The sequence below is a fragment of the Autumnicola edwardsiae genome (assembly GCF_031846505.1).
GTDB lineage: Bacteria > Bacteroidota > Bacteroidia > Flavobacteriales > Flavobacteriaceae > Autumnicola > Autumnicola edwardsiae.
In genome coordinates, this window is record NZ_JAVRHP010000004.1 from 1 (window position 1) to 25,491 (window position 25,491).

Here is a 25,491-nt window from a genome sequence, read left to right on the forward strand (position 1 = left end):
ATCGCGCAAAAACAAATCCGAAGCGAATTGTTTATGCTGAAGCGGACCACCTTGACGTGCTAAAAGCTGCTCAAATTGTAAATGATGAAGGGATTGCAATTCCTATTCTTCTTGGGCGCAAAGAAGTAATCCAGGAACTTATGGCTGAAATTGATTTTGATGCCGATGTGGAAATTATTGATCCAAAAGCAGACGAAGAGGAAGAAAAACGTAATGCCTATGCCCATGTTTACTGGAAAACCAGGAATAGGAACGGCGTAACACTATATGACGCTCAGAAGCTAATGAGGGAGCGAAATTATTTTGCCGCAATGATGGTTAATGAAGGTGACGCAGACGCCCTACTTTCCGGATATTCCAGAGCTTATCCTGCAGTGGTAAAACCTATGTTGGAGCTTATAGGACTGGCAAAAGGCGTGACCAGGGTGGCAGCAACAAATCTTATGAATACAGCGCGGGGTCCTCTTTTTATTAGTGATACCTCTATAAACATAGACCCTACAGCAAAAGACCTTGCCAAAATTGCGCAAATGACGGCAAAAACTGTTCAGATTTTTGGAATGGAACCCGTTATAGCTATGATTTCTTATGCCAATTTTGGTTCGTCCAACGATCCGCGGGCGAAGAAAGTAAAAGAAGCCGTTTCCTACCTTCATCGTTTTCATTCAGACTTAAACGTGGATGGGGAGTTGCAGAGTGATTTTGCGCTTAATAAAGAAATGCTACAGAGCAAGTTTCCATTTTCTAAACTGGCGGGTAAAAAGGTGAATACCTTAATTTATCCCAATCTGGATTCGGCTAACAGTGCTTATAAACTTATAAAAGAACTTAATAATGTAGATTCTATAGGTCCTATTATGATGGGGATGAAAAAACCGGTTCATATCCTGCAGCTGGGCGCCAGTGTAGAAGAGATGGTGAACATGTCTGCCGTTGCGGTGGTAGATGCACAGGAGAAATCCAGAAAGCCGAAAAAGTAGTTTTCGCCATAGTTTTGAGCAGATTTTAGCCTTAGCTTAATTTTACTACATTTGAGCCCTACATTTTTCTGTTAATTTATGATTCATCATTTAAAGGGGCAGCTCATTGAGAAGAACCCGACTTTTGTTGTTATTGAATGTGGAGGCGTTGGATATTTTGTTCATATTTCCCTCCACACCTTTTCACTCATTTCTGCTTCTGAAGCCATTAGTCTCTATACCCATTTACAGGTAAAAGAAGATTCACATACCCTTTTCGGGTTTAAGGAGAAGTCTGAAAGGGAAATTTTCAGACTTCTTATATCAGTTTCAGGAGTTGGAGCAAGCACCGCACGTACTATGCTTTCTTCCCTGGAGCCTAATCAGATAAAAGAAGCAATCGCATCTGGGGACGCGGCAACTATTCAAAGTATAAAAGGAATAGGATCCAAAACTGCACAAAGGGTAATTTTAGACCTTAAAGATAAGATCCTGAAAGTTTCTGGTACCGACGAAGTTTTTGTCTCTTCAAACAATACTATTAAGGAGGAAGCGTTATCTGCTTTAGAAACTCTTGGCTTTGCCAGGAAGCAAGCAGAAAAAGTTATTGATAAGATCCTAAAAGAGACTCCAGACCCAAGCGTGGAGTCCCTGATAAAACAGGCGCTTAAAAACCTATAATTACTTTGAGGAACAATTACTTGCAATTGTCAACATCTGGACGGTTTACCTTCGTGTTGCTACTAGTAATTTCATTTAAACTCTCGGCTCAGGAAGAAGAAACACCACAGGACACTACCGGTACCGGATATGTTCTGGGGGAAATTTCTTTACCGGACCCGGAAAGTATCGTCACAAAGTACGAATATGATCCTGTTTTAGACCGATATATTTATCGCCAAAGCCTTGGTGAAATTAATTTTTCCCTTCCCCTAATTTTAACTCCTGAAGAATACGAAGAACGTGTATTACAGGAGGAAATGCGCAATTATTTTAAACTGAAGAACGACGCGCTCTCAGGAAATAAGGAAGGAGCAGAAGAAATTCAGCGGGATTTGCTTCCCGATTTTTATGTAAACAATAACTTCTTTGAAAGTGTCTTTGGCGGAACTGAAATTGATATTGTTCCGCAGGGTACAGTAGAGATGGATCTTGGTTTGCTTTACACCAAACAGGACAATCCGGCATTTTCACCCAGGAACAGGAGTAATTTAACCTTTGATTTCGATCAGCGTATCAGTCTGAGCCTCATGGGGCAAGTAGGAAAAAGATTAGGCGTGATTGCAAATTATGATACAGAATCTACTTTTGATTTTCAGAACCAGCTAAAGCTGGAATATACGCCTACAGAGGACGATATTGTGAGAAAAATAGAGGTGGGTAATGTAAATATGCCATTAAATTCGGCGCTTATTCAGGGTGCGCAGAGCCTCTTCGGGTTTAAAACCGAACTTCAGTTTGGGAAAACAAGGGTTACCGGAGTTTTTTCAGAACAAAAATCAGAACGACGTACAGTAAATGTTGAAGGAGGTGCCACGGTAGAGGATTTTGAACGCTTCGGTCTGGATTATGACCAGGATCGGCACTTTTTTCTTGCACATTACTTCCGGGACCATTATAATGAAGCTTTAGAAGATTATCCTTTTATAAATTCAAACATCCAGGTAAAAAGGATCCAGGTTTGGATCACCAACAGGACCAATAATATCCAAAATTTGCAGGACACCAGGAACATTGTAGGAATCCAGGACCTTGGGGAAACGAGTGTTCCGGGTAATATTGGCCTTCCCAATGTTCCGCCAGGATTTTTCAATCAGCCGCCGGGAGCTTTTCCAGACAACGCGAACAACGATTTTAACCCCTTCGGAATAAATGCGCCGGCACAATCTGTTTTAACTCCCGCCATAAGGGACGTTTCTACGGTAGAAAGAGGTTTTGGCGGCGTGCAGGTTTCTGAAGGGACAGATTATGTGAAACTGGAGAATGCAAGGCAGTTAAATCCTTCGGAATATACTTTGAACACCCAGCTGGGGTACATTTCCCTTAATCAACGGTTGAGCAATGATGAAGTTTTGGCGGTGGCTTTTCAGTTTACAGTAAATGGTGAAGTTTATCAGGTAGGAGAATTTGCCAATGACGGCGTGAACGCTACTGGTGGTATTAGTGTTAACGACGATCCCGATGCCAATCCCCGCTCAAACAGAAATCTTGTTGTAAAAATGCTGAAAAGCACTATTACAAATGTTAATGAGCCCGTGTGGGATCTTATGATGAAAAACATCTATAGTCTTGGCGCTTACCAGCTGGAGCGAGAGGATTTTCGTATGAATCTCCTTTATACAGATCCACAACCTTTAAACTACATAAAACCTGCTGAAAATGCCTCTGTTGCTTTGCCGGAAGATGTAGAGGAAACGCCTTTGCTGAGAGTATTTAATCTCGATAAGCTTAATAACAATAATGATCCCATAAACGGAGGGGACGGTTTTTTTGATTATGTACCGGGGATTACTATAGATCCGGTAAACGGAAACATTATTTTTACTACAGTAGAACCTTTTGGAGAATATCTTTTTGAAAAACTGGATCTGACCCCTAACAACGGAGAAGAAATTTACAGTCAGCCCACGACCTGGAACGAAAATCAGCAGAAATACGTTTTCAGGTCGCTGTACCGAACCACTAAAACCCAGGCAGAGCAGGAAGATGCCGATAAAAATAAATTTCTGTTAAGCGGAAGATATAAATCTGCAGAGGTGGAGGGGATCCCAATTGGTTATAACCTGCCCCAGGGCTCGGTAACTGTAACTGCAGGTGGCCGTCTTCTTCAGGAGGGAGTAGATTATGTGGTGAATTATGAACTGGGAAGAGTGCAAATTCTCGATGAGGCTTTGCTTGCTTCAGATATCCCTATACAGGTTAATACAGAAAACAATGCGTTATTTGGCCAGCAAACAAAGCGCTTTACAGGAATTAATGTGGAACATCTTTTTAATGAGAATTTCCTGATTGGTGGTACTTTTTTAAATTTAAAGGAGCGACCACTTACCCAAAAAGCCAACTACGGTTACGAACCTATAAATAATACAATTTTCGGCCTTAACCTGAATTATTCTACTGAAGTTCCTTTCCTGACAAGACTGGTCAATAAATTGCCAAATATCGACACTAATGTAAAGTCCAATCTGTCCATACGCGGGGAATTTGCCTATCTTCTTCCCGGAGCACCTGATGCTAATGATTTTGATGGCAGGGTGACGAGTTATGTAGACGATTTTGAGGCTGCGCAAACGTCTATAGATATAAATAATCCGCTTGCCTGGGAGCTTTCAAGTGTGCCGCTTGGTTTTGGGGGCGAGTTGGCCAACGGGAACCTCGCCTATGGTTACAGGAGGGGAAGAATGTCCTGGTATACTATAGATCCTATTTTTTACAGTAGCGGGCGGCCAGATGGTATAACAGATGCAGACCTTTCCAATTTCAGGACGCGCCGTGTGGCGCTTAGTGAAATTTTTCCGAATACCGATGTGGTGCAGGGACAGCCGCAGGTGCTCTATACCATGGATGTTTCCTATTTACCCGGGGAGCGGGGGCCTTATAATTATAATCCGGCTGCTGCGGGCAATAATACTTTGCCAACTCCCGGAAATAGCTTTGGTGGAATAATGCGCGGCATAAATACTACCAATTTTGAGCAGTCCAATGTCGAATTTATCGAGTTTTGGGTTATGGATCCTTATATATATTCTGCAAATACCGGAGCCTCTGGAGGGGAGATTGTTTTTAATCTGGGAAATATTTCAGAAGATGTATTAAAAGATGGCCGGAAGCAATATGAAAACGGACTACCGCGTGAAGGAGGGGACATGAATGCGGTAACTACAGAATTTGGTCTTGTTCCGGCAGATCAATCCCTGGTGTATGCCTTTGATTCTGAAGGGGAGGCCCGCATTAATCAGGATGCCGGTTACGACGGACTTCTGGATGCGGAAGAGGCAGTGATGTTCCCTCAATTTGCCGAGATGCCTGATCCTTCACAGGATAATTTTCAATACTTTTTAAATACAACAGGTGATATCCTTAACAGGTACAGCAATTATAATGGCTCCCAGGGAAATTCTCCTACAGATGTGGGTGACACCAACCGGGGCAATACCACACTACCAACTACAGAGGATATTAACCGGGATAATACGATGAATACTATTAATAGTTATTTTGAGTATGAAGTTCCGTTTTTTCCCGGAATGAACATCGATAATAACCAATATATAACAGACGTAAGAGAATTGACCACCACCCTTAGAAACGGCCAGGAACTGCCGGTAAGATGGATACAATTTAAAGTACCTATTTATGAACCTACCAATGCCCGCGGCGGGATTGGCGATTTCCGGTCCATCCGTTTTATGAGAATGTTCCTTACCGGTTTTGAAGAGCAGGTTCACCTGCGTTTTGGAACGATGGACCTCGTGCGGGGAGATTACAGGAGGTATACGCAAAGTTTAAATACTGAAAGTCCGTTGCCGGCAAATTCGGGGACATTATTTGAAGTGGCAGCGGTGAATATTGAAGAAAATGAAAACAGGCAGCCGGTGCCGTATGTTTTACCTCCGGGTGTTAATCGGGAAGAATTGTACGAGAGCAATACCAATATCAGGCAAAACGAGCAATCACTTTCTATGAGGGTATGCGAACTTGAACCTCAGGATGCGAGGGCAGTTTATAAAAATTTTCAGATCGATATGCGGCAGTACGAAAATCTGGAAATGTTTTTACATGCCGAATCGATGGTAAACAGAACACCTTTAAAAGATGATCAGCTTGTAGCCTTTATAAGAATGGGAACAGATTTTAAAGAGAACTATTACCAGATAGAAATTCCTTTATCCCCCACCGCATTTGGTGCTGCCACGGCGCAGGAGATATGGCCGGAGGCAAATAGGCTCAACCTCTCCCTGGATTTGCTTCAGAAGGTGAAAACTGCCGTTTTAGGGGATCCATCTTTAAATTCTTCCGAAGTAAATTTCTTTACAGAAGATCTTCAGTTAACAGATGAACAGGCGGGTTATGAAACGGGAAGGCTGAGAATAGGAGTAAAAGGAAATCCGAGCTTTGGAAATATCAGAATTCTCATGCTGGGGGTTAAGAATGGAACAAGAAGGGATGGAGTACAGGATCTTTGCGGGGAAGTTTGGTTTAATGAGTTGCGCCTTTCAGGTCTTAAAAATGAAGGTGGCTGGGCAGGAATTGTGAATATGGATACCAATCTTGCAGACTTTGCCACCTTATCTGCCACCGGAAGAAGAAGTACTGTTGGATTTGGTTCTATTGAGCAGGGGCCAAACCAACGCAGTCGTGAAGATCTGCAACAATACGATGTGGTGAGCAACGTGAATGTGGGACAATTACTGCCGGCACAGTGGGGAGTTAGGATTCCTTTTAATTATAGCCGGGGAGAAGAACTTATTACACCAAAATACGATCAGGAATTCCTGGATCTTGAGCTGGATACGAGATTGGAGGCCATCGCAGATCCCGAGGAAAGGGAGCGGGTAAAAGAGCAGTCGCAATCCTATACCAGGAGGCAAAGCGTAAATGTGATTGGTTTGAGGAAGGAAAGGATCGGGAAAGCCAAACCGATGCCTTATGATATTGAAAATTTCGCTTTCTCTACCTCTTATAATGAAATAAATCATAGAGATTTTGAAATTGAAGAGGCTTTAGATCAAAATGTACGTGTGGGATCTACTTATGAATTTAACTTTGCCCCCAAAGTAATAGAACCTTTTAAAAATATTTCGGTTTTGGATAGCAGTGATTATTTTACTGCTGCCAGGGATTTTAATTTAAATCTTTTGCCAACAAATATTAATGCCAGTGCCAACATCTTCAGGCAATACAATGAGCAAAAATTCCGTTCGCTGGATCTTTCCGAAAATGACATCGGAATTCCAACTTTGTACCAGCGCAACTATTTGTTCGACTGGCAGTATGGAATCAACTATAACCTTACCAAATCCCTGAGCTTTAATTTTAATGCTTCCAATAATCGCATCGTAAGAAACTATATAGATGAAGATGGTTTTGCAGATAACTCTATTGGCCTTTGGGACAATTTTTTTAATATTGGTGAGCCAAACCTGCATTATCAAAGTTTACAGGTGAATTACGATCTGCCTTTGGACAAAATTCCTGTTCTGAAGTTTGTAAAGGCTACCTATTCCTATACGGGAGATTTCCAGTGGCAACGCGGCTCCAAAATATATGAGGACCTGGAGGGGATTCCCGATATTGGGAACAGTATTCAAAACTCTAATTCGCACCAGATTAATGCTAACCTTAATATGCAAAATCTTTATGATTATGTAGGGTTGGTAGAAAGGAAGAAGACCTCTCAGCGACGGAGTATCAGGGAGAGGAGTGCAGGTGTGCCAACACCCGACGCTGCAAATAATTCCTCACTGGCAAAACCTGATTCTCCGGCGCAGGGAAATGCTTCAGGGGATAAGGTATATAATACTTTAATTACCATTGCAACCGCTATTAAGACCATTCAGGTTAATTATAGAGAGAACAGGGGGATTTTCTTACCGGGATATACAGAGAGTATTGGTTTTATGGGGACTATTAAACCAACAACGGGATTTACTTTTGGCCTTCAGGATGATGTAAGAGCTATGGCTGCCAGAAATGGCTGGTTAACGCTGTTTCAGGATTTTAATCAGCAGTATTCCGCAGTAGAAAATAAGCAACTGGATATCCAGTCTTCCGTGCGATTGTTGCCGGACTTAACCATCGATGTAAGTGCCCGAAGAACTTATGCAGAGACGTATACCGAGAATTATAAAGTTGACCCGGATACCAGGCAGTACCAGTCCCTGACACCTTATACCTACGGAAACTTCAGCATATCCACTTTATTAATAAAAACAGCATTTAACCAGAGCAACGAGCAGTCTTCAGAAACTTTTAAAACGTTTAGGCAAAACAGGCTCGAGGTAGCGCGAAGGTTGGCAGTTGAGCAGGGGTTGGATCCAAATGAAACCGATGAAGAAGGTTTTCCTGTAGGCTTGGGCAAGACAAACCAGGCGGTGCTGTTACCCGCATTTATTGCGGCTTATTCGGGAAGTGATGTAGGGGACATGAAGCTTGGCGCATTTAGAAACGTACCCCTGCCTAATTGGGATGTGAAATACACCGGATTGATGAGAATAAACTGGTTTAAAGATAAATTCAGGCGATTTTCCATGAGCCATGGCTATAAGAGCGATTATACCATTAATCAATTTCAGACCAACCTTGATTATGATCCTGCAAACAGGCAAGAGACAAATCAGGCAGGGGATTTTAAAAATCCTGTTTTATTCTCAAATATTGTCCTGTCAGAACTATTCACTCCGTTATTGCGTGTAGATTTTGAAACAAAGAATGCTATTCAGGTTTTGGCCGAGATTAGAAAAGACAGGGCCCTTTCTTTAAGTTTTGATAATAACCTGTTGACCGAATTTAAAGGAAATGAATATACTTTAGGTCTGGGATACCGCCTTAGGGATTTAAAAATCGCAACTAAAATTGCGGGGAGGAACCGTATCTTGAGCAGTGACCTTAACTTTAAAGGTGATTTGTCCCTAAGGCAGAATAAAACTATTATTAGATATCTAGATCTGGAAGATAGCCAGGTAGTGGCGGGACAGGATATTTGGGCTATAGGCTTTACGGCAGATTATGCCCTTAGCAGGAACCTTACCGCACTTTTTTATTACGAGCATAATTTCTCTGAATATGCGGTTTCTACAGCATTTCCTCAAACAACAATACGCTCCGGTATAACTTTAAGATATAATTTCGGAAATTAATTATTTGGTGGTTTGAACAATTGTTTTAAAAAAGTAACTTTGCCGCAGATAAAATTAGACTTATGAATATTCCACAAGAATTAAAGTACACCAAAGATCACGAATGGGTGAAGATAGATGGCGATATTGCAACGGTGGGGATTACAGAATTTGCCCAGGGTGAGCTTGGGGATATTGTTTATGTTGAGGTTGAAACGGTGGACGAAACCCTGGAGCGGGAAGAAGTTTTTGGGACCGTGGAGGCAGTGAAAACTGTTTCTGATTTGTTCGCTCCATTGTCTGGCGAGATCGTAGAATTTAACGAAAGCCTGGAAGATGAGCCAGAAAAGGTAAACAATGACCCTTTTGGTGAAGGATGGATGGTGAAAATAAAATTCACTAAACCCTCTGAAGTGGAAGATTTGCTAACTGCTGAAGCTTATAAAGATATCATTGGTCACTAAAATCTCCGCACTGGCGGCCTTTCTCTATACTGCACTGTTAACTTACCTCTCCCTGGTACAGCTGGGGAAAATAAGTGTGGGGTCTTTTAGCCCTACAGATAAGATGATGCATGCCGGGGCCTACCTGGTACTGGTAGGCGTCTGGCAGGTGTTTTTTATCCTGAAATCCCGGCAAAACCGACAATACAAAAATAATTTATACAAAATTTCTGGTGTAAGTATTCTCTTTGGTATGCTAATTGAAGTTTTACAGGGAACGCTCACCAGATACAGGGATCCCGATTGGTACGATATTCTAGCCAATTCTGCTGGTGTTTTGCTTGCTTTTTTATTTTTTTTAGTTTTTGAAAACTTTCTGAAGAGGTTAAAAAGTAAGATGATTTTAAAGATGGGCAGCAACAGTATTTAAAAATTACGGTGTGCAGCTGTAAAAATGGCTCTTCTGTCTTATACCTTTTTCTAAAATGGAAAGTGTAGAAGTGAAATTCTAATATGCTAATCCTTAAAAGAATATTATTAATATGGTATATTCTGGCAGATTAGTTCAGTTTTTTAGAAAAAATATTTATTTTAGCAACTCTTATTAATTAATTACCATGGAACCTAAGAAAAATCCGAAAGCAGATTTAAACAGAAGGAGTGTACTCTTTCTTCAATTAGGGCTAATATTAGTTCTTTTTATTACCTGGCAGGCCATAGAGTGGAAGACCTATGATAGGGAAGCCATAGATGTAGGTCAGGTCGATATGGACGCCTTAGATGATGAAGAAGTGCCGATTACTGAAATTCAGAATACACCACCACCGCCACCACCGCCACCACCGGCACCGGAAATTATAGAAGTTGTAGAGGATGAGGAAGAAGTAGAGGAAGACGAGATCCAGTCTACCGAAACCAATCTTGATGAAATTGTAGAAGTAGAGGAAGTTGTAGAAGCTCCTGTAGAAGAAGAGATTGACGATGTTCCTTTCGCGGTTATTGAAGATGTGCCAATTTTTCCAGGTTGTGAAAATCTTAGCAACAATGATCAGCGTAAGAAATGTATGAGTGAGAAAATCAGTCAGCATGTTAACCGAAACTTTGATACGGAATTAGGGAGCGAACTTGGGCTTTCGGGTGTTAACCGTGTAATTGTTCAGTTTAAAATTGATAGGAACGGAAAAATTACTGAGGTACGTTCCCGTGCTCCTCACCCGCGATTGGAGCAGGAAGCAGCAAGGGTAATTCAGAAATTGCCAAGTATGCAGCCCGGTAAACAGCGGGGAAAAGCAGTTGGGGTAATGTATTCCTTGCCAATTGTGTTCCAGGTACAGGATTAAATTCCATTTTATAATTATATTAAAATCCCGGTTTAGTCCGGGATTTTTTATTTTCAAAACCAGGACTCTTGGAAAAAATGTATATTTCGCCCGTGTAACCAATTTGCCCTCAAATCTATGAAGTATAGGATACTTCTTTCGGTTCTACTTTTTACAAACTTTATATTCGGCCAGGAGAAACTTAACGATTCGGAAATTCCACCCGTTTTTCCCAAATGTGAAGCTGTGGATTTTCAGCAGCGGTCAAATTGTTTCCGCCTGGCCCTAAAGCGTTTTTTAGTCGAAAATATGGAAATTCCGCAGGTTGTTAAAGAAAACAATTTTAGCGGTACCGTGGTAGTACTTTTCGAAGTAACCAAAGAAGGGGAATTTCATGTGCTTTATATAGATGCTGCTTACAATGAACTTAAGGAGGAGGTGGTTAAGGTGTTCGATGCGCTTCCGAAGATAAAACCCGCCACCTATAACGGCAAACCTACCTATATGCAGTTTAGGATGCCTATAAAAATTCCGTTGAACTTAAATGAAAATTTGACCATTGCGAGGCGAAAAAATAACCTGCGTGAAGATATTTTTGAGCAAGACCAAACCAGCGAAGGCTATTACGAGAATACGGAAACGGATGATGTTACAGCCGAATATGATCTTATACAATCCGGGGAGTTTACAAAGCCACACCTTGAGAGCGAACTGAATATTCCTTTTTCTCATGAAATGTATAGTAGGTTTGATGCCGAATTGAATAGGATTGGTACAAACACCCATACTTCATCTAAGCCGTTTCTATACGCTGAAGTAGCAAAATATTATGATTTTAAGGCAGAACAGGAAAAAATCCTGCAGAAGAGAAGAACCTGGTTGGGTAGAAAGATTTGGAATGAACATCTTGTTCAGTTTCAAACTGAGGATTACTGGTTTACCATAGATTTTGGTTTGGACCTACAGCTCGGAAAGGATTTTCAGCAGGAAGATTATGAGTTTACTTATAATAATACCCGTATGGCCATTCTTAATGGAGGATTGGGCGATAACTTGAATTTTTATGCGGTCGCTTACGAGAATCAGGGGCGATTTGCGGAATATTATAATGATTACGCTGAGTCCATAAGGCCAGATGGTGGCGACCCTGCAATTGTTCCCGGCCGGGGCATAGCAAAACCATTTATGAACGGAGGTTACGATTATCCGGTTGCAGAAGGTTATCTTTCCTATTCTCCCGGTAAATATTTCAACATCCAGTTAGGCCACGGAAAAAATTTTATTGGGGACGGTTATCGATCTCTGTTAATGAGTGATAATGCTTCTCCTTATCCTTATTTCAAATTAAGTACTACTTTCTGGAAATTGAAATATACCAATACCTGGATGTCATTAAGGGATGTGAGACCGGAAGTCACGGCAGATGGCTCCTTCAGAACAAAATTTATGGCTAACCATTATCTAAGTCTTAATCTAACCAAGAGGCTCAATATTGGCCTTTTTGAATCTGTCATCTGGCAGAATGATAATAACCGGGGCTTTGATGTAAACTATCTTAATCCTGTTATCTTCTACCGCGCTATAGAGTTTGCTACCGGCGCGCGTGGGGGAAATGCCCTTTTAGGGTTGACGGCAAAGTACAAATGGACAGACAAGATTAATACCTATGGCCAGTGGGTTATAGATGAATTTTCTTCCGGAGATATTTTTGGGGGGTCCCAAAGCTGGAAAAATAAGCTTGGTTACCAATTAGGAATAAAATATTTTGATGCATTTAATATTCCTGATCTGCTTCTACAGGCCGAGTACAACCAGGTGCGGCCCTATACTTATTCCCATAATTCTGAAGTGGTGCTTAACTATGGACATAACAATCAGTCTATGGCGCATTTGTGGGGGGCTAACTTCCGGGAAATTATAGCTATTGCCCGCTATAAAAATGAGAGACTGTACGGCCATGCAAAGCTAATCTACGGTAAAAGAGGTTTTGATTTTAATAATGGAATAAATAACGCTTCGTATGGAGGTGATATTTATAGAAATTACAATGAGAGACCTTTTGATGATGGAGTGGAGATTGGACAGGGGAATACAACCACTTCATTCTTTACAGAAGTTGAGGGAGGTTATATTATTAATCCTGCGACTAACTTGAAGTTATATGGAAAATTTATATACAGAAATTTTGATACACAGGTAAAAACACCTGCTTATTCTGATAATTCTACCACCTGGATCAACTTTGGATTAAGAACAGATATCTTCAATTGGTACTATGATTATTAGGTAAGGTGGGGTCTTAAAATTAACAATTTTCGCCCCTTGTTAAAACCTAATTAAGGAGTATCTTTGCGGCAATTTAAAGAGGCCTTTTTGAGCGACACGCAAACACATACTTTCTCTACTTCAGTCTTATCCGATTTTAAGGAAATAACCAAGATGCGACTGGCGATCAGCGTGGTGTTTTCCTCTGTGGCCGGATACTTTCTGGGTGCAGAAACCATAGACTTTGTTACTGTACTTTTGCTTGCAATAGGTGGGTATTTAATGGTTGGAGCATCTAATGCGTACAATCAGATTATTGAGCGCGATCTGGATGCTTTAATGGATCGTACCAAAAACAGGCCGGTGCCTGCGGGGCGAATGTCGGTTTCTACGGCTTTTACTATAGCCAGTATTTTCACACTTTTAGGCTTAATTGTTTTGTATATAATTAATCCCAGAACAGCAATGTTTGGTGCTATAAGTATTTTCCTTTATGTAAGTGTTTATACGCCATTAAAAACTAAAACTCCACTTTCGGTTTTTGTGGGAGCTTTTCCAGGTGCTATTCCTTTTATGCTAGGCTGGGTTGCTGCTACGGGAGCTTTTAGTATAGAACCTGGCACATTGTTCATGATTCAGTTCTTCTGGCAATTTCCGCATTTCTGGGCAATTGGCTGGTGGTTATATGATGATTATAAAAAAGGTGGATTTTTTATGCTCCCAACGGGCAAAAGAGACAGAGGAACGGCTGTTCAGGTGGTGCTTTACACCATTTGGACGATTTTAGTTTCATTAATTCCTGCTTTTGGGGTAACGGGAAGATTATATCTTACTCCGGTAGCCGCGGTAATTATTCTTTTCCTGGGATTGGGAATGCTTTATTATGCTTTAAAACTATACAAAGAAAAGACTGCAGAAGCGGCTAAAAAACTAATGTTTGCCAGCGTCTCTTACATTACTCTGCTTCAGATAATTTATGTTTTGGATAAATTTATAAGACAATGGATTTAACAGGAGGATCGGAAAAAAATAAGCGCGACAGAGCCAAGAAAATGATGCTCTGGTTTGGGATTATAAGTATGGTCATGACCTTTGCCGGGCTTACCAGTGCTTATGTTGTAAGTAAAACGCGCCCAGATTGGCTGGCAGAATTTGAATTGCCGGGTTCTTTCTTTTGGAGCACGGTTACCATCATCTTTAGTAGTATAACCTTTGCGCTCGCTAAAAGAAATATTGCCGCCGGAAACCGGAGAAATGGAGCGGCCTTATTAATTGGGACGCTGGTGCTGGCGATTCTTTTTGTGGTACTGCAATTTCGTGGATTTGCTGAAATATTTGAGCAGGGTTACTACTTTACAGGAAGTGAAAGTACTGTGACAACTTCTTTTATTTATATCGTTGTATTGGCGCATCTTGTACACCTCGCTGCGGGACTTATTGTCCTTTTAGTAGTAATTTATAACCATTTTAAACAACGCTACCATAGAGGGCAAATGCTTGGCATTGAGTTGGGTGTAACTTTCTGGCATTTTGTTGATTTCCTATGGATTTACCTGTTTTTGTTTTTATATTTCTTTAAATAATAAAATTGCGTATTTTTGCGCATCACTTAAACTTAAATTTCTTTTATGGAAGCTTCTGTTGTAAGAACAGGCACCGAAGGTAAAACTTGGGGTGGTGGCAACCAGCCGCTAGGCGCCAGTTACGGAAAAATGATGATGTGGTTTTTCATCACTTCTGATGCCCTTACCTTTTCGGGTTTTTTGGCGGCTTACGGTTTTTCCCGCTTTAAATATGCCGATATTTGGCCTATTGCAGATGAGGTGTTTAACCACTTTCCATTTCTTCATGGCGTAGATGCTCCTATGTATTATGTGGCTCTAATGACTTTTATCCTTATCTTTTCCTCTGTTACTATGGTTCTGGCTGTAGATGCAGGGCACCAGTTAAAGAAGGCTAAAGTTACTTTTTACATGTTCCTGACTATTATAGGAGGAGTTATCTTCCTGGGCTCTCAGGCTTGGGAATGGTCAAACTTTATTTCGGGAGAATACGGTGCGGTGACTACCAGAGGGGGTAATATTCTCCAGTTTGTGGATAGTGAAGGCCATCGTGTAGCTTTAAGCGATTTTGCAGAAAAAAGATCTTCAGATAGGATAATGCATGAAGAAAATGAAGGAATTTGGTTTGAATCTGGCGTGGCACTCCCTTCTTATTCTATAGATGAGGTAATGACAGGCTTTGCTGCAAATGACGATCTTTATGTAAGGACAGGAGTTTTAAATGAAGATGGAGAGAAGACTATTCTTTCCAGACAAGAATCTTTGGAAAAACTTGAAACTCAAGGCGTAGGCGTGGTTGAAGGTGCTAATCTTACCCGCAACGAATATGGACCACCGCTTTTTGCCGATTTCTTTTTCTTTATTACCGGTTTTCACGGCTTTCATGTGCTTTCAGGTGTTATAATAAATATTATCATTTTCTTTAATGTTATCGTGGGAACCTATGAACGTCGCGGTAGTTATGAAATGGTAGAAAAAGTTGGTCTTTACTGGCACTTCGTAGATTTAGTTTGGGTATTTGTATTTACGTTCTTTTACCTGGTATAATTCTGAAGAAATAAAACATCATGGCACACGATACTGCACACCATCACGAGTCTAACACCAAAAGAATTTGGTCTGTTTTTATAATCTTATCTATAGTGACAATTGTAGAAGTTGTCTTAGGTATTATTAAACCTGAATTTTTAACAGATACCTATCTGGTAAATATGTCACTGCTCAACTGGATATTTATCATTCTTACACTATATAAAGCCTATCTCATTGCGTGGGCATTCATGCACCTTGAAGCAGAAAACAAATGGCTGCGCCGGGTAATAGTTTGGACAGCGATTTTCCTTATACTTTATTTGGTATTTATTCTTCTTAATGAAGGCTTCTACATTTATGAGGTCTATAATGAAGGTTTTGTATCCTGGGACTTCTAGAAAAGTTAAATATATAGGAAAAGACGGTTTTATAAACCGTCTTTTTTATTTTTGCACTCCTTTGTAATGGATATGAAAAAGATTTTTATAGTGGGTGTGCTTTTTGCTTTGCCAATTGTTGCCTACCTTTTCTTTTCTTCAGGTAAAAACAATTTTGCCAGGCTACCGGTTGTAACTCCCAAGGTACAGCACATTTCTGGTCTGGAAAGTTTAACGGGTGAGAAAGTTGCTCTGGAAGATAACATAACTATTCTCGCTTTCTTTGGAAGTGACCTTCAGGAGATTAAGGGGAATACGTTTAACCTCGATCAGGAAATATTAGATAAATACTATGAATTTGAGGATTTTCAATTTGTAATTCTTCTTCCTGAAGAAAGCAGGGAGAAAGCTGCTGAATTTGCGAAGGAATTCTCAGCGATAAGCCATTCAGAAGAATGGAAATTCCTTTTTGCTTCACCAAATGAAATTCAGGAGGTATTTAATAGTCTTGGATCGTCTTATCGTCTGGATGAAAATAACTTTTCTCCTTACGTGTTTATAATTGATAAAGATGCTGCTCTTCGTGGACGAAAGGATGATGAGGATTATGGAACATTGTATGGATATGATTCCAGGTCTGTTGCCGAGCTAAATAATAAGATGAATGATGATGTAAAGGTGATATTGGCAGAATACAGGCTGGAACTCAGAAAATATAATGAGGGGCAAACTGAAGAAGAATAATACTTCATCTTCAGAAAAAGACATTATAAAATGAAAAATTATTCTTACATAGGAATTTCACTGGTTATCCTGATTTTCGGGATCATTTTTGTTCCAAAAATAATTGACCGTGTTAGCGATAAAGAAACAGTTTCTTCAGACAGGCTAAGCAGAAGAGCTGAAGGTGCAGAAAACCCAGTTGAAGAAGAACTTTCCTATATCCTTATAAACGGAAAAAAGAGAAAGGCTCCCCAATTTGAACTTGTTAATCAGGATGGAGATACTATTTCTAATGAAGATTATAAGGGTAAAGTGTATGTGGCAGAATTCTTTTTCACAACCTGCCCTACAATTTGTCCGGTAATGAATAAAAATTTAATTGAAGTTCAAGAGGAATTTAAAGAGAGTGATTTTGGAATAGCTTCCATAAGTATAGATCCCGAACATGATTCTCCGCAGGTACTTAATGAATATGCAGAGAATTATGGTATAACCGATCCAGACTGGCATTTTCTTACAGGAGATAAGGAACAAATCTATAGCCTCGCCAACGGCGGGTTTAATATCTACGCAGGGATTGATGAAGCTGTGCCGGGTGGTTTTGCGCATTCTGGATTATTTGCACTTGTAGATCAGGAAGGTTATATAAGGTCGAGAATTGACAAATTTGGCAATCCGCTTATTTATTACAGAGGTTCGGTGGAAAGGAATAAATCAATTACTGAAGGAGAAGAAGAGCCCCAGATTGATATTCTTATTGAAGATATAAAAAAATTGTTGTGAGAAGGACCCTTTCAAGACGGGATAAAGTTGCTGTGCCCGTAATTATTGCATTATCTATTGTGGTGCCATTACTTGTTCTGGTGCTTATGCTACTACCAGAGCGTTATAACTTTTTAGCGATACAAGCAGGTAGTTTTCCGTTATTTCACGCTCTCTTAAACGGTTCTACAGCGATTTTATTAATGTTGGGCTATTTTTTTAATAGTATAAAGGAGTACAAGCTTCACCGCAACGTGATGATCATTGCTTTTTTCCTTTCAGCTATATTTCTTATAAGCTATGTGATATCCAAAATAAGTAATGATCCTGTTCCGTATGAAGGAGATGGTGTGCTTAGAAATATATACTTTTTTATTCTTATAAGTCATATCGTTTTATCTGCAATTATCGTCCCGCTGGTTTTGTTCACGATGTACAGGGGGCTTACGGGAGAATATGAAAAGCACGCGAAGATTGCCAGATGGACATTTCCTATCTGGTTTTATGTAGCAGTTACCGGAGTGTTGGTTTATATTTTTATGTTGCCTTATTACTAGAAAACTATTCTGTAATAATTGCTTTTCTATAGGCAGAGTTGTAATTTTATATAAGGTGTTAGAGAGGTCATGATGAATAAAAAGGTTTTAATAATTATTGTTTTACTGCTTTTGCCCCTTTTTGCTGAAGCGCAGTGTTCTATGTGCAGGGCGGTACTGGAAAGTGAAGCCGATCAAAGTGCAGCAAAGGGCATTAACGACGGAATCCTTTATCTTATGGTTTTTCCGTATATCCTGATAGGCGGAATAGGATACTATATCTACCGCTCCAGGAAAAAAGACCAATCTTCCTGACCTGATTTTATTTTCTGTTTTTAATTCTCAACTACCGCAAGGAATTTCGTCCTTTTTACCTATGGTATCTTCATTTCTTTAAAGCCCTGTTTATTTGTTTCAAAACTTCAGTTTTTTTAATGAAACTGTTTTTTTTAAGATTTTTGGCTCCTTCAGTGTAACTTTCCGGGACGTATGCAGTCTTATAACATGAAGCTGGTATTGTACTGCTTTTAATTTTCATTTCGCTGTTATTATGATTGAAATTAAAGACTTGAACAAGTCCTATAAAATGGGGAGCAATTCCCTCCATGTACTAAAAGGAATTAATTTTAGTGTTCAGGAAGGGGAGCTTGTTTCTATCATGGGGTCTTCAGGTTCAGGAAAATCAACGCTGCTCAATATACTGGGAATGTTGGACGAGGCAGATAGTGGCTCTTACACATTGGATGGCTTGCCAATTAAAAATCTTAACGAAAAAATCGCTGCAAGGTACCGGAATAAGTTTCTGGGCTTTATCTTCCAGTCTTTCAACCTTATTTCGTATAAAAGCGCTTTAGACAATGTCGCGCTTCCGCTCTATTATCAGGGAGTAAAACGTGGTGAGCGTATAGATACAGCTATGGCTTATCTTGAAAAAGTGGGTCTTGCCAATTGGTCTGGGCACCTGCCAAACGAACTTTCGGGTGGGCAAAAGCAGCGTGTGGCTATTGCCAGGGCGCTGGCGTCCAATCCAAAAGTATTACTTGCAGATGAGCCTACGGGGGCATTGGATACAAAAACCTCCTATGAGGTTATGGATCTTATCCAGGGAATAAACGACGAAGGAAGAACAATACTGGTGGTCACACACGAACATGATATTGCCCAAATGACCAAGCGTATTGTGAATTTGAAGGATGGTTTAATTATAGATGATATAAAAGTAGATCAGGTTAGAGCGCTTAGCAATGTTTGATATAGAACGATGGCAGGAAATTTTTGAAACGATCAGTAAAAATAAGCTGAGGACGTTTCTTACCGGTATATCTGTAGCTTCCGGAATTTTTATTCTCGTAGTGTTACTGGGAATAGGGCAAGGTATGCAGAATGGTATCGCCAGTGAATTTAAAGGTGATGCCGAAAATATTCTATACATCTGGACGGGAGTAACTACAAAAGAATACAAGGGACTTAACCCAGGCCGAAGAATTACCATGAGAAATGAGGATTTTGATTATACAGTTGAAGCGCATAAGGATGAGCTCGAGTATAAATCCTCCATTTATAGAATTTGGAACGGGACAGTGAATTTTGGCAACGAATCTGGCTCCTACAGAGTTGAAGGCGTTATGCCGGATTACCAGTTTCTGGAAAATGAATCTATTTTACAAGGAAGATATATAAATGAACAGGACCTGGAAAGTTTCGAGAAGTACGCTGTACTAGGTAAGAAGGTAAAGGATGATCTTTTTAAGGGGGACAAAGATCCCATAGGAGAGTATGTTCAGATTTCAGGAATTAATTTTAAGGTAATAGGTGTTTTTTCAGATCCCGCTGGGGAGCGTGAAGAATCGAGGGTTTTTTTACCGCTTAGCACAGCACAACGTGTTTTTGGAGGATATGATGAAATAAGAAATTTATCTTTTACCCTGGAACAAGAGGAGACTTTTGAGGGAGCCCTTGCCGCATCAGAACGTTTTTCAGCAGAACTCGAGAACTATCTTAAAGAAAAACATACCATTGCCCCAGATGATAATAGCGCTGTGAGTATAAATAATTCCCTCGAGAATGCTAAACGTTTTTATGATCTTATTGAAATGATACGGCTTTTCTTTTGGGGAGTTGGAATTTGTACAATAGTGGCAGGGATAGTAGGTGTGAGTAATATAATGCTCATCATAGTAAAGGAAAGAACAAAAGAGATTGGGGTGCGAAAAGCTCTGGGAGCCGAACCTATTTCCATTATTGGGATGGTTTTGCACGAATCTATATTTGTGACTACTATTGCAGGTTTTGCCGGATTAATTTTTAGCCTGGCGCTCCTGGAATTTGTAGGTCCGCTTATTGAAACACAATATATTTCAAATCCTTCAGTAAATTTTAACGTAGCTATTTCTACCGTTTTTATTCTGATAGTTGCCGGCGCACTGGCGGGTTTTTTCCCGGCGAGGCGTGCTGCTAAAATAAAACCAATTGTTGCCTTAAGAGACGAATAACATGTTCAGCAGGGATAAATGGAGTGAAATAATTGAAGCCTTAAGTTCTAACTGGTTTAGAACTTTACTCACGGCTTTTGGAGTTTTGTGGGGAATATTTATCCTTGTAATCCTTTTGGCTGCCGGTAAAGGCCTGGAAAATGGGGTGAAGCAGGGCTTTGGTGGCATTGCTACCAACAGCATGTTTATGTGGACTCAAACTGCTTCCAAATCTTATAAAGGCATGCCTAAAGGTAGAAGGTACAATTTTAAAATTGGGGATGTCTCCTCACTAAAGCAGAATATTCCGGAACTCAGATTTGTGTCGCCGCGAAATCAACTTGGTGGATTTGGTGGTGCCAACAATGTGGTGCGGGGTTTGAATACAGGGGCATTTGATGTTTATGGGGATTATCCCGAGATCATTCAGCAGGAGCCTATGGATATCACTTCAGGACGGTTTATAAATTACAACGATATTCAGGGTAATAGAAAAGTGGCTGTTATTGGCGACGGGGTAAGAAGAGAATTGTATGAAATAGGGGAAGAAGTTATTGGTACATACATAAAGATTAGTGGAGTAAACTTTATGGTGGTTGGAACTTACAAGAAAAAAGGAAACGGAGGAGGCAATGCTGAAGAAGCACAAAAGCAGATTTTTGTTCCCTTTACAGCTTTTTCTCAAGCTTTTAATATGGGAGAGACTGTTGGCTGGATGGCTATAACTGCAGATGATGGTTCGTCTATAACAAACCTGAAGTCGCGAGTATTCGAAATTATGAAGGAAAGGCACTCCATACATCCGGAAGATGACCGTGCTATTGGAAACTTCGATTTATATGAAGAATTCAGTAAAATTAACGGGCTTTTTATAGCTCTTAAGGGAGTTGCCTATTTTGTGGGGATCCTTGTTTTACTTTCCGGGGTTATTGGGATAAGCAATATAATGTTAATTGTGGTAAAGGAAAGAACTAATGAAATTGGGATTAGACGTGCCCTTGGCGCTACTCCCTGGTCAATTAGGGGGCAGATCCTTATGGAATCCATTTTCCTCACTGTTGTTTCAGGAATGGCAGGAATTGCAATGGCAACGGGGATAATTGCTTTAATTAATATGCAGATGGCAGGAATGGACACTTCAGAAATGATGTTTGCCAATCCCAGTGTAGACCTGGGAGTAGTATTCACAGCCCTTGCAATTTTAATGCTTTCGGGACTACTTGCCGGTTTAATTCCGGCTCAGAATGCAATAAAAATTCAACCGGTAGATGCATTAAGAACAGAATAAAAAAGATAAATAATACGATCAACAAATGAAAAAAGTTTTCACCATCATCATTCTAGCACTAATAGCAGTAACCTTCTTTGGAGCTCTTTACTACTTGTATCAGAAAAACCAGGAAGACCCTGTTACATACGAAACCGAGCAGCCTTCAGAACAAAACATTATTAAGAAAACGGTTGCTACGGGAAGTATTGTACCCAAAGAGGAAGTGCTTATTAAACCAAATATTTCTGGAATTATAGATGAAATTTACATTGAAGCAGGAGAACAAATAAAATCCGGCGATTTAATAGCACGAATCAGGGTCATCCCTAATGTTTCTTCTTTGCAAAGTGCTAAAGATGGCGTTGCTACTGCAAAAATTAATTTCGACAACGAACAGCAAAATTACAACCGTCAAAAAGCTTTGTACGATAAAGGAGTGATTTCAGCTAACGATTTTCAGTCGGCAGAAGTAGCTTATAAAAGAGCACAGCAGTCATACAAATCTGCACAACAGAACTTTGAAATTATCCGTACCGGTACCACCAGTGGGATTGGAACTGCGGCAAATACCTTAATTCGTTCAACAATAGACGGGATGGTGTTGGATGTGCCTGTAAAAACAGGGAACCAGGTTATAGAAAGTAATAACTTTAACGATGGGACAACGATTGCTACTTTGGCCGATGTGAATAAAATGATTTTTGAAGGGAAAGTTGATGAAAGTGAAGTGGGTAAAATTAAAGAAGATCTTCCTCTTGAAATAAGTGTGGGCGCTATAGAAGATAAAACTTTTAATGCAGTCCTTGATTACATTGCTCCTAAAGGGGTTGAAGAGAATGGTGCCATTCAGTTTGATATTAAAGGTACGCTGGAAAAAGCAGACACTACTTTTATACGTGCAGGCTTAAGTGCCAATGCCTCTATTATACTTGCAAAGGTAGATAGTGTTTTGGCTATAAAAGAGGCGCTTGTACAATTTGATCCGGAAACACAGCAGCCTTATGTTGAGGTTGAAACAGGAGATCAGCAGTTTGAGCGCAAAGATTTAGAACTTGGGGTAAGTGACGGGATATATGTGGAAGTAAAGGATGGAATTACCAAAGATTCAAAAATAAAAGTCTGGAACCAGCTAAAGCCGGCCCAGGCATTCACTTCTAATTAGCTTTAATTAAAGTGTAACATCTTTCAATTATTACATACATATCTTTCACAACCATTATTATGAATAAATTCAGCTTTTTAGCCATTTTGCTTTTTACAGGTCTTATGGCTAACGCACAGGAAAATGAATGGACACTACAAGAGTGTGTAAATCGTGCTTTAGAAAACAATATTTCTATAAAGCAGTCACAACTGGATCTTGAAGCAGCCGAAATTGAGAGGCTCGACGCTCTTGGTAATTTTATTCCCAGTGTAAATGCTTCAGCAAGTAATTCCTGGAATACAGGTTTGACCACAAACGTCACTACGGGTGTTCTTCAAACGCAAACCACGAGGAACTTTTCTGCAGGAGTTACTGCCAGTCTTACATTATTCGACGGGCTTCGCAACTTTAAACAGTTGCAGCGGGCGAGGATATCCCGTCTTGCGGCAGAATATTCCCTGGAGCAGATGGAAAATGACATTACACTTTTTGTTGTAGATTCTTACCTTCAGGTTTTGTTTAATAAACAGAATCTTGAAGTTTTAAGGTCCCAAAATACTGTCACTCAGGAACAGCTGGAGAGAACGCAGGAACTCGTGGATGCAGGAAGTGTGCCTGAAGGTGATTTGCTGGAAATTAGGGCCTCCAATGCAGATGAGCGGCAACGGATTATCCTTGCTGAAAACAATGTGAGAATTTCATTAATTAACCTTGCACAAATCCTTTTGATCAAGGATTACGAGAATTTTGATATTGTAGAGAGGGATTACGACATTTTGGGGACAGAAGTTCTTGATAATTCAGTTGGCAGTATTATTGAAAGAGCTAAAGAAGAACGTTCTGAAATTAAAATAGCCGAAACAAACCAGGAGTTGGCAGAACTAGATGTGGAAATGGCTCGTGCTGCGTATTTACCGAGTTTGGGAGCTTTCTTTAATTATAATACGCGGGAATCTGGTGCCGGTAGAATTGTTGATGTCCAACCTGACCCCGATGAACCAACACGGCAGATTGGGGTGGTAGAAAATACCGGAGACATAGTGGTTACCCCTAATACCATTAGTACTCTTGGTAACCCTTTACCTTTTTTCGAGCAGTTGGAAAGGAATGATGGTATTAGTTATGGTGTACAGTTAAATATTCCAATTTTCAATGGTTGGTCTACACGAAACCAGGTAAAAAGAAGTGAAATTAACGTAAAGAGGACAGAGTATCAATTGGAGCAGGCAGAGCTGGACCTGGAGGCAAACGTGTACCAGGCTTATGTGGATGCAGAAGGAGCTTATGAAGCTTACGAGGCAGCCATCGTTGCTGCAAATGCGCAGGAATTGGCCTATGAATATGCTAACCAGCGTTTTGAAGTAGGTCTAACCAATGCTTTTGACTTTAGCCAGGCAAAAGTAAGGTACGAGAACGCTCAGAGAGAGGTTTTAAGAGCAAAATATGATTATATATTTAATATAAAAGTTATAGAATTGTATTTTGGGATGCCTGTTACTGAATTAAAATTTTAAACATGAAAAAGAAAACTATCTATATAGTTATAGGGGTTATATTAGCTCTTATCGTTCTGCTTATCGTTGGAAAGAAGGCAGGGTGGTATGGCAAAACTGGCAATTTTAAGCAAGTTGAAATAACCGAGGCGCAGCCTATCAGTATAACGGAAACAGTTTCTGCAACAGGAAAAATTCAGCCGGAGGTAGAGGTAAAATTATCTTCGGAGGTTTCAGGAGAAATTATTGATCTTCCGGTGGTTGAGGGACAAATGGTGGAAAAGGGTGATTTACTTGTACGCGTAAACCCTGATATTTACCAGTCCAGCGTTCAGCGTGCAGAGGCAGGGCTTCAGAACATGCGAGCAAACTATGCACAGTCGCAGGCAAGTTTAAAGCAGGCGACCGCAAATTATGAGCGGAACAAGCAACTTTTCGAAAAAGGGGTGATCTCTAAAGCAGAATGGGATCAAATTGTCTCTAATTACGAAATGGCAGAGGCGAGTAAGGAATCTGCTTTTTATAACATGCAAAGTTCAGCCGCCTCTGTTACCGAGGCGAGGGATAATCTTAGCAGGACAAATATTTATGCCCCTATGACCGGTACAATTTCTAAACTTGATGCCGAATTAGGGGAAAGAGTAGTAGGAACGCAACAAATGGCCGGAACGGAAATTATGAGGGTGGCCGATCTTTCCAATATGGAAGTGGAAGTTGACGTAAACGAAAATGATATCGTAAAAGTTTCTGTTGGCGATTCTACTATTGTAGAAGTCGATGCTTACCTGGGAAAGGAATTTAAAGGTCTCGTTACTGAGATTTCCAACTCTGCCGATTCAGACTTAACTTCAGATCAGGTGACAAACTTTAAGGTAAAAGTGCGTATCCTTGAGAATTCCTATCAGGATCTTACTGAGGGAAAACCTGAAAATTTCTCTCCTTTTCGTCCGGGAATGACTGCCACTGTAGATATTATAACAAATAACCGAAATGATGTGCTGGGGGTTCCAATTAGTGCTATAGTTATTAAAAGTGACACTACAGCAAATGGATCGGGATCTGGGAATGCAGATTCGTCCCAGGAACGTTTCGAGGCTGTATTCTTAAAAGATGGAGATGAGGCGAAGCTACAGGTAGTTCAAACCGGGATTCAGGACGATTCACAAATAGAAATTACCGAAGGGCTTAATGAAGGGGATGTCGTAATTACCGGGCCCTACAATACTGTTACAAAAAGTCTTAACGCCGGAGATAAAGTTGAAGTAGCGGGGAATCCTGCTCAGGAATAAAAAAGATT

21 protein-coding genes are annotated in these 25,491 nt (G+C 40.3%); all 21 read left to right on the top strand.

The genetic code is table 11. From position 1 onward, the window contains the following. The coding region (locus RM529_RS01410; RefSeq protein WP_311482960.1) for a phosphate acyltransferase at nucleotides 1–980 on the top strand (980 nt) is incomplete at its 5' end. A 78-nt stretch (nucleotides 981–1,058) separates the two neighbouring features. Further along, complete coding sequence (gene ruvA / locus RM529_RS01415) at nucleotides 1,059–1,640, top strand: Holliday junction branch migration protein RuvA (protein WP_311482961.1); 582 nt, start codon at nucleotides 1,059–1,061, stop codon at nucleotides 1,638–1,640. Between the two features lie 26 nt (nucleotides 1,641–1,666). After that, entirely contained in the window at nucleotides 1,667–8,818 is a 7,152-nt protein-coding gene (gene sov, locus RM529_RS01420; RefSeq protein ID WP_311482962.1) for a T9SS outer membrane translocon Sov/SprA, read from the top strand. Between the two features lie 62 nt (nucleotides 8,819–8,880). Next, entirely contained in the window at nucleotides 8,881–9,261 is a 381-nt protein-coding gene (gene gcvH, locus RM529_RS01425; RefSeq protein ID WP_311482963.1) for a glycine cleavage system protein GcvH, read from the top strand. Beyond that, the gene (locus tag RM529_RS01430; protein ID WP_311482964.1) at nucleotides 9,251–9,670 is read left to right on the top strand and encodes a VanZ family protein; all 420 of its coding nucleotides are present in this window, start codon (nucleotides 9,251–9,253) and stop codon (nucleotides 9,668–9,670) included. Before gcvH ends, RM529_RS01430 begins: the two co-directional genes overlap by 11 nt. A gap of 187 nt (nucleotides 9,671–9,857) precedes the next feature. Further along, the gene (locus tag RM529_RS01435) at nucleotides 9,858–10,580 is read left to right on the top strand and encodes an energy transducer TonB (RefSeq protein WP_311482965.1); all 723 of its coding nucleotides are present in this window, start codon (nucleotides 9,858–9,860) and stop codon (nucleotides 10,578–10,580) included. Nucleotides 10,581–10,697: 117 nt separating this feature from the next. Further along, nucleotides 10,698–12,845 (top strand): energy transducer TonB, encoded by a 2,148-nt coding sequence (locus RM529_RS01440; protein ID WP_311482966.1) that lies wholly within the window; start codon nucleotides 10,698–10,700, stop codon nucleotides 12,843–12,845. Nucleotides 12,846–12,932: 87 nt separating this feature from the next. Continuing rightward, on the top strand, nucleotides 12,933–13,835 hold the full coding sequence (cyoE, locus tag RM529_RS01445; protein ID WP_311482967.1) for a heme o synthase: 903 nt from the start codon (nucleotides 12,933–12,935) through the stop codon (nucleotides 13,833–13,835). Then, nucleotides 13,826–14,407 (top strand): cytochrome c oxidase subunit 3, encoded by a 582-nt coding sequence (locus RM529_RS01450; protein ID WP_311482968.1) that lies wholly within the window; start codon nucleotides 13,826–13,828, stop codon nucleotides 14,405–14,407. Before cyoE ends, RM529_RS01450 begins: the two co-directional genes overlap by 10 nt. Before the next feature lie 45 nt (nucleotides 14,408–14,452). Then, the gene (locus tag RM529_RS01455) at nucleotides 14,453–15,433 is read left to right on the top strand and encodes a cytochrome c oxidase subunit 3 (protein WP_311482969.1); all 981 of its coding nucleotides are present in this window, start codon (nucleotides 14,453–14,455) and stop codon (nucleotides 15,431–15,433) included. A gap of 20 nt (nucleotides 15,434–15,453) precedes the next feature. Then, complete coding sequence (locus RM529_RS01460) at nucleotides 15,454–15,816, top strand: cytochrome C oxidase subunit IV family protein (RefSeq protein ID WP_311482970.1); 363 nt, start codon at nucleotides 15,454–15,456, stop codon at nucleotides 15,814–15,816. Nucleotides 15,817–15,888: 72 nt separating this feature from the next. Beyond that, on the top strand, nucleotides 15,889–16,539 hold the full coding sequence (locus RM529_RS01465; protein WP_311482971.1) for a hypothetical protein: 651 nt from the start codon (nucleotides 15,889–15,891) through the stop codon (nucleotides 16,537–16,539). Between the two features lie 30 nt (nucleotides 16,540–16,569). Then, nucleotides 16,570–17,301, top strand: coding sequence for an SCO family protein (locus RM529_RS01470; RefSeq protein ID WP_311482972.1), 732 nt, complete (start codon nucleotides 16,570–16,572; stop codon nucleotides 17,299–17,301). Beyond that, entirely contained in the window at nucleotides 17,298–17,837 is a 540-nt protein-coding gene (locus RM529_RS01475) for a DUF420 domain-containing protein (protein WP_311482973.1), read from the top strand. The genes RM529_RS01470 and RM529_RS01475 overlap by 4 nt, the downstream gene beginning before the upstream one ends. 69 nt (nucleotides 17,838–17,906) lie before the next feature. Then, nucleotides 17,907–18,131 (top strand): hypothetical protein, encoded by a 225-nt coding sequence (locus RM529_RS01480; RefSeq protein WP_311482974.1) that lies wholly within the window; start codon nucleotides 17,907–17,909, stop codon nucleotides 18,129–18,131. 235 nt (nucleotides 18,132–18,366) lie between these two features. Further along, entirely contained in the window at nucleotides 18,367–19,068 is a 702-nt protein-coding gene (locus RM529_RS01485; protein WP_311482975.1) for an ABC transporter ATP-binding protein, read from the top strand. Continuing rightward, nucleotides 19,061–20,308, top strand: coding sequence for an ABC transporter permease (locus RM529_RS01490; RefSeq protein WP_311482976.1), 1,248 nt, complete (start codon nucleotides 19,061–19,063; stop codon nucleotides 20,306–20,308). The genes RM529_RS01485 and RM529_RS01490 overlap by 8 nt, the downstream gene beginning before the upstream one ends. Before the next feature lies 1 nt (nucleotide 20,309). After that, nucleotides 20,310–21,575 (top strand): ABC transporter permease, encoded by a 1,266-nt coding sequence (locus RM529_RS01495; protein ID WP_311482977.1) that lies wholly within the window; start codon nucleotides 20,310–20,312, stop codon nucleotides 21,573–21,575. Between the two features lie 25 nt (nucleotides 21,576–21,600). Further along, a complete protein-coding gene (locus RM529_RS01500; RefSeq protein WP_311482978.1) occupies nucleotides 21,601–22,719 on the top strand; it encodes an efflux RND transporter periplasmic adaptor subunit in 1,119 nt (372 codons plus the stop codon). Nucleotides 22,720–22,778: 59 nt separating this feature from the next. Continuing rightward, nucleotides 22,779–24,215, top strand: coding sequence for a TolC family protein (locus RM529_RS01505; protein WP_311482979.1), 1,437 nt, complete (start codon nucleotides 22,779–22,781; stop codon nucleotides 24,213–24,215). Between the two features lie 2 nt (nucleotides 24,216–24,217). Further along, the gene (locus RM529_RS01510; protein ID WP_311482980.1) at nucleotides 24,218–25,483 is read left to right on the top strand and encodes an efflux RND transporter periplasmic adaptor subunit; all 1,266 of its coding nucleotides are present in this window, start codon (nucleotides 24,218–24,220) and stop codon (nucleotides 25,481–25,483) included. The last annotated feature ends 8 nt before the right edge of the window (nucleotides 25,484–25,491 follow it).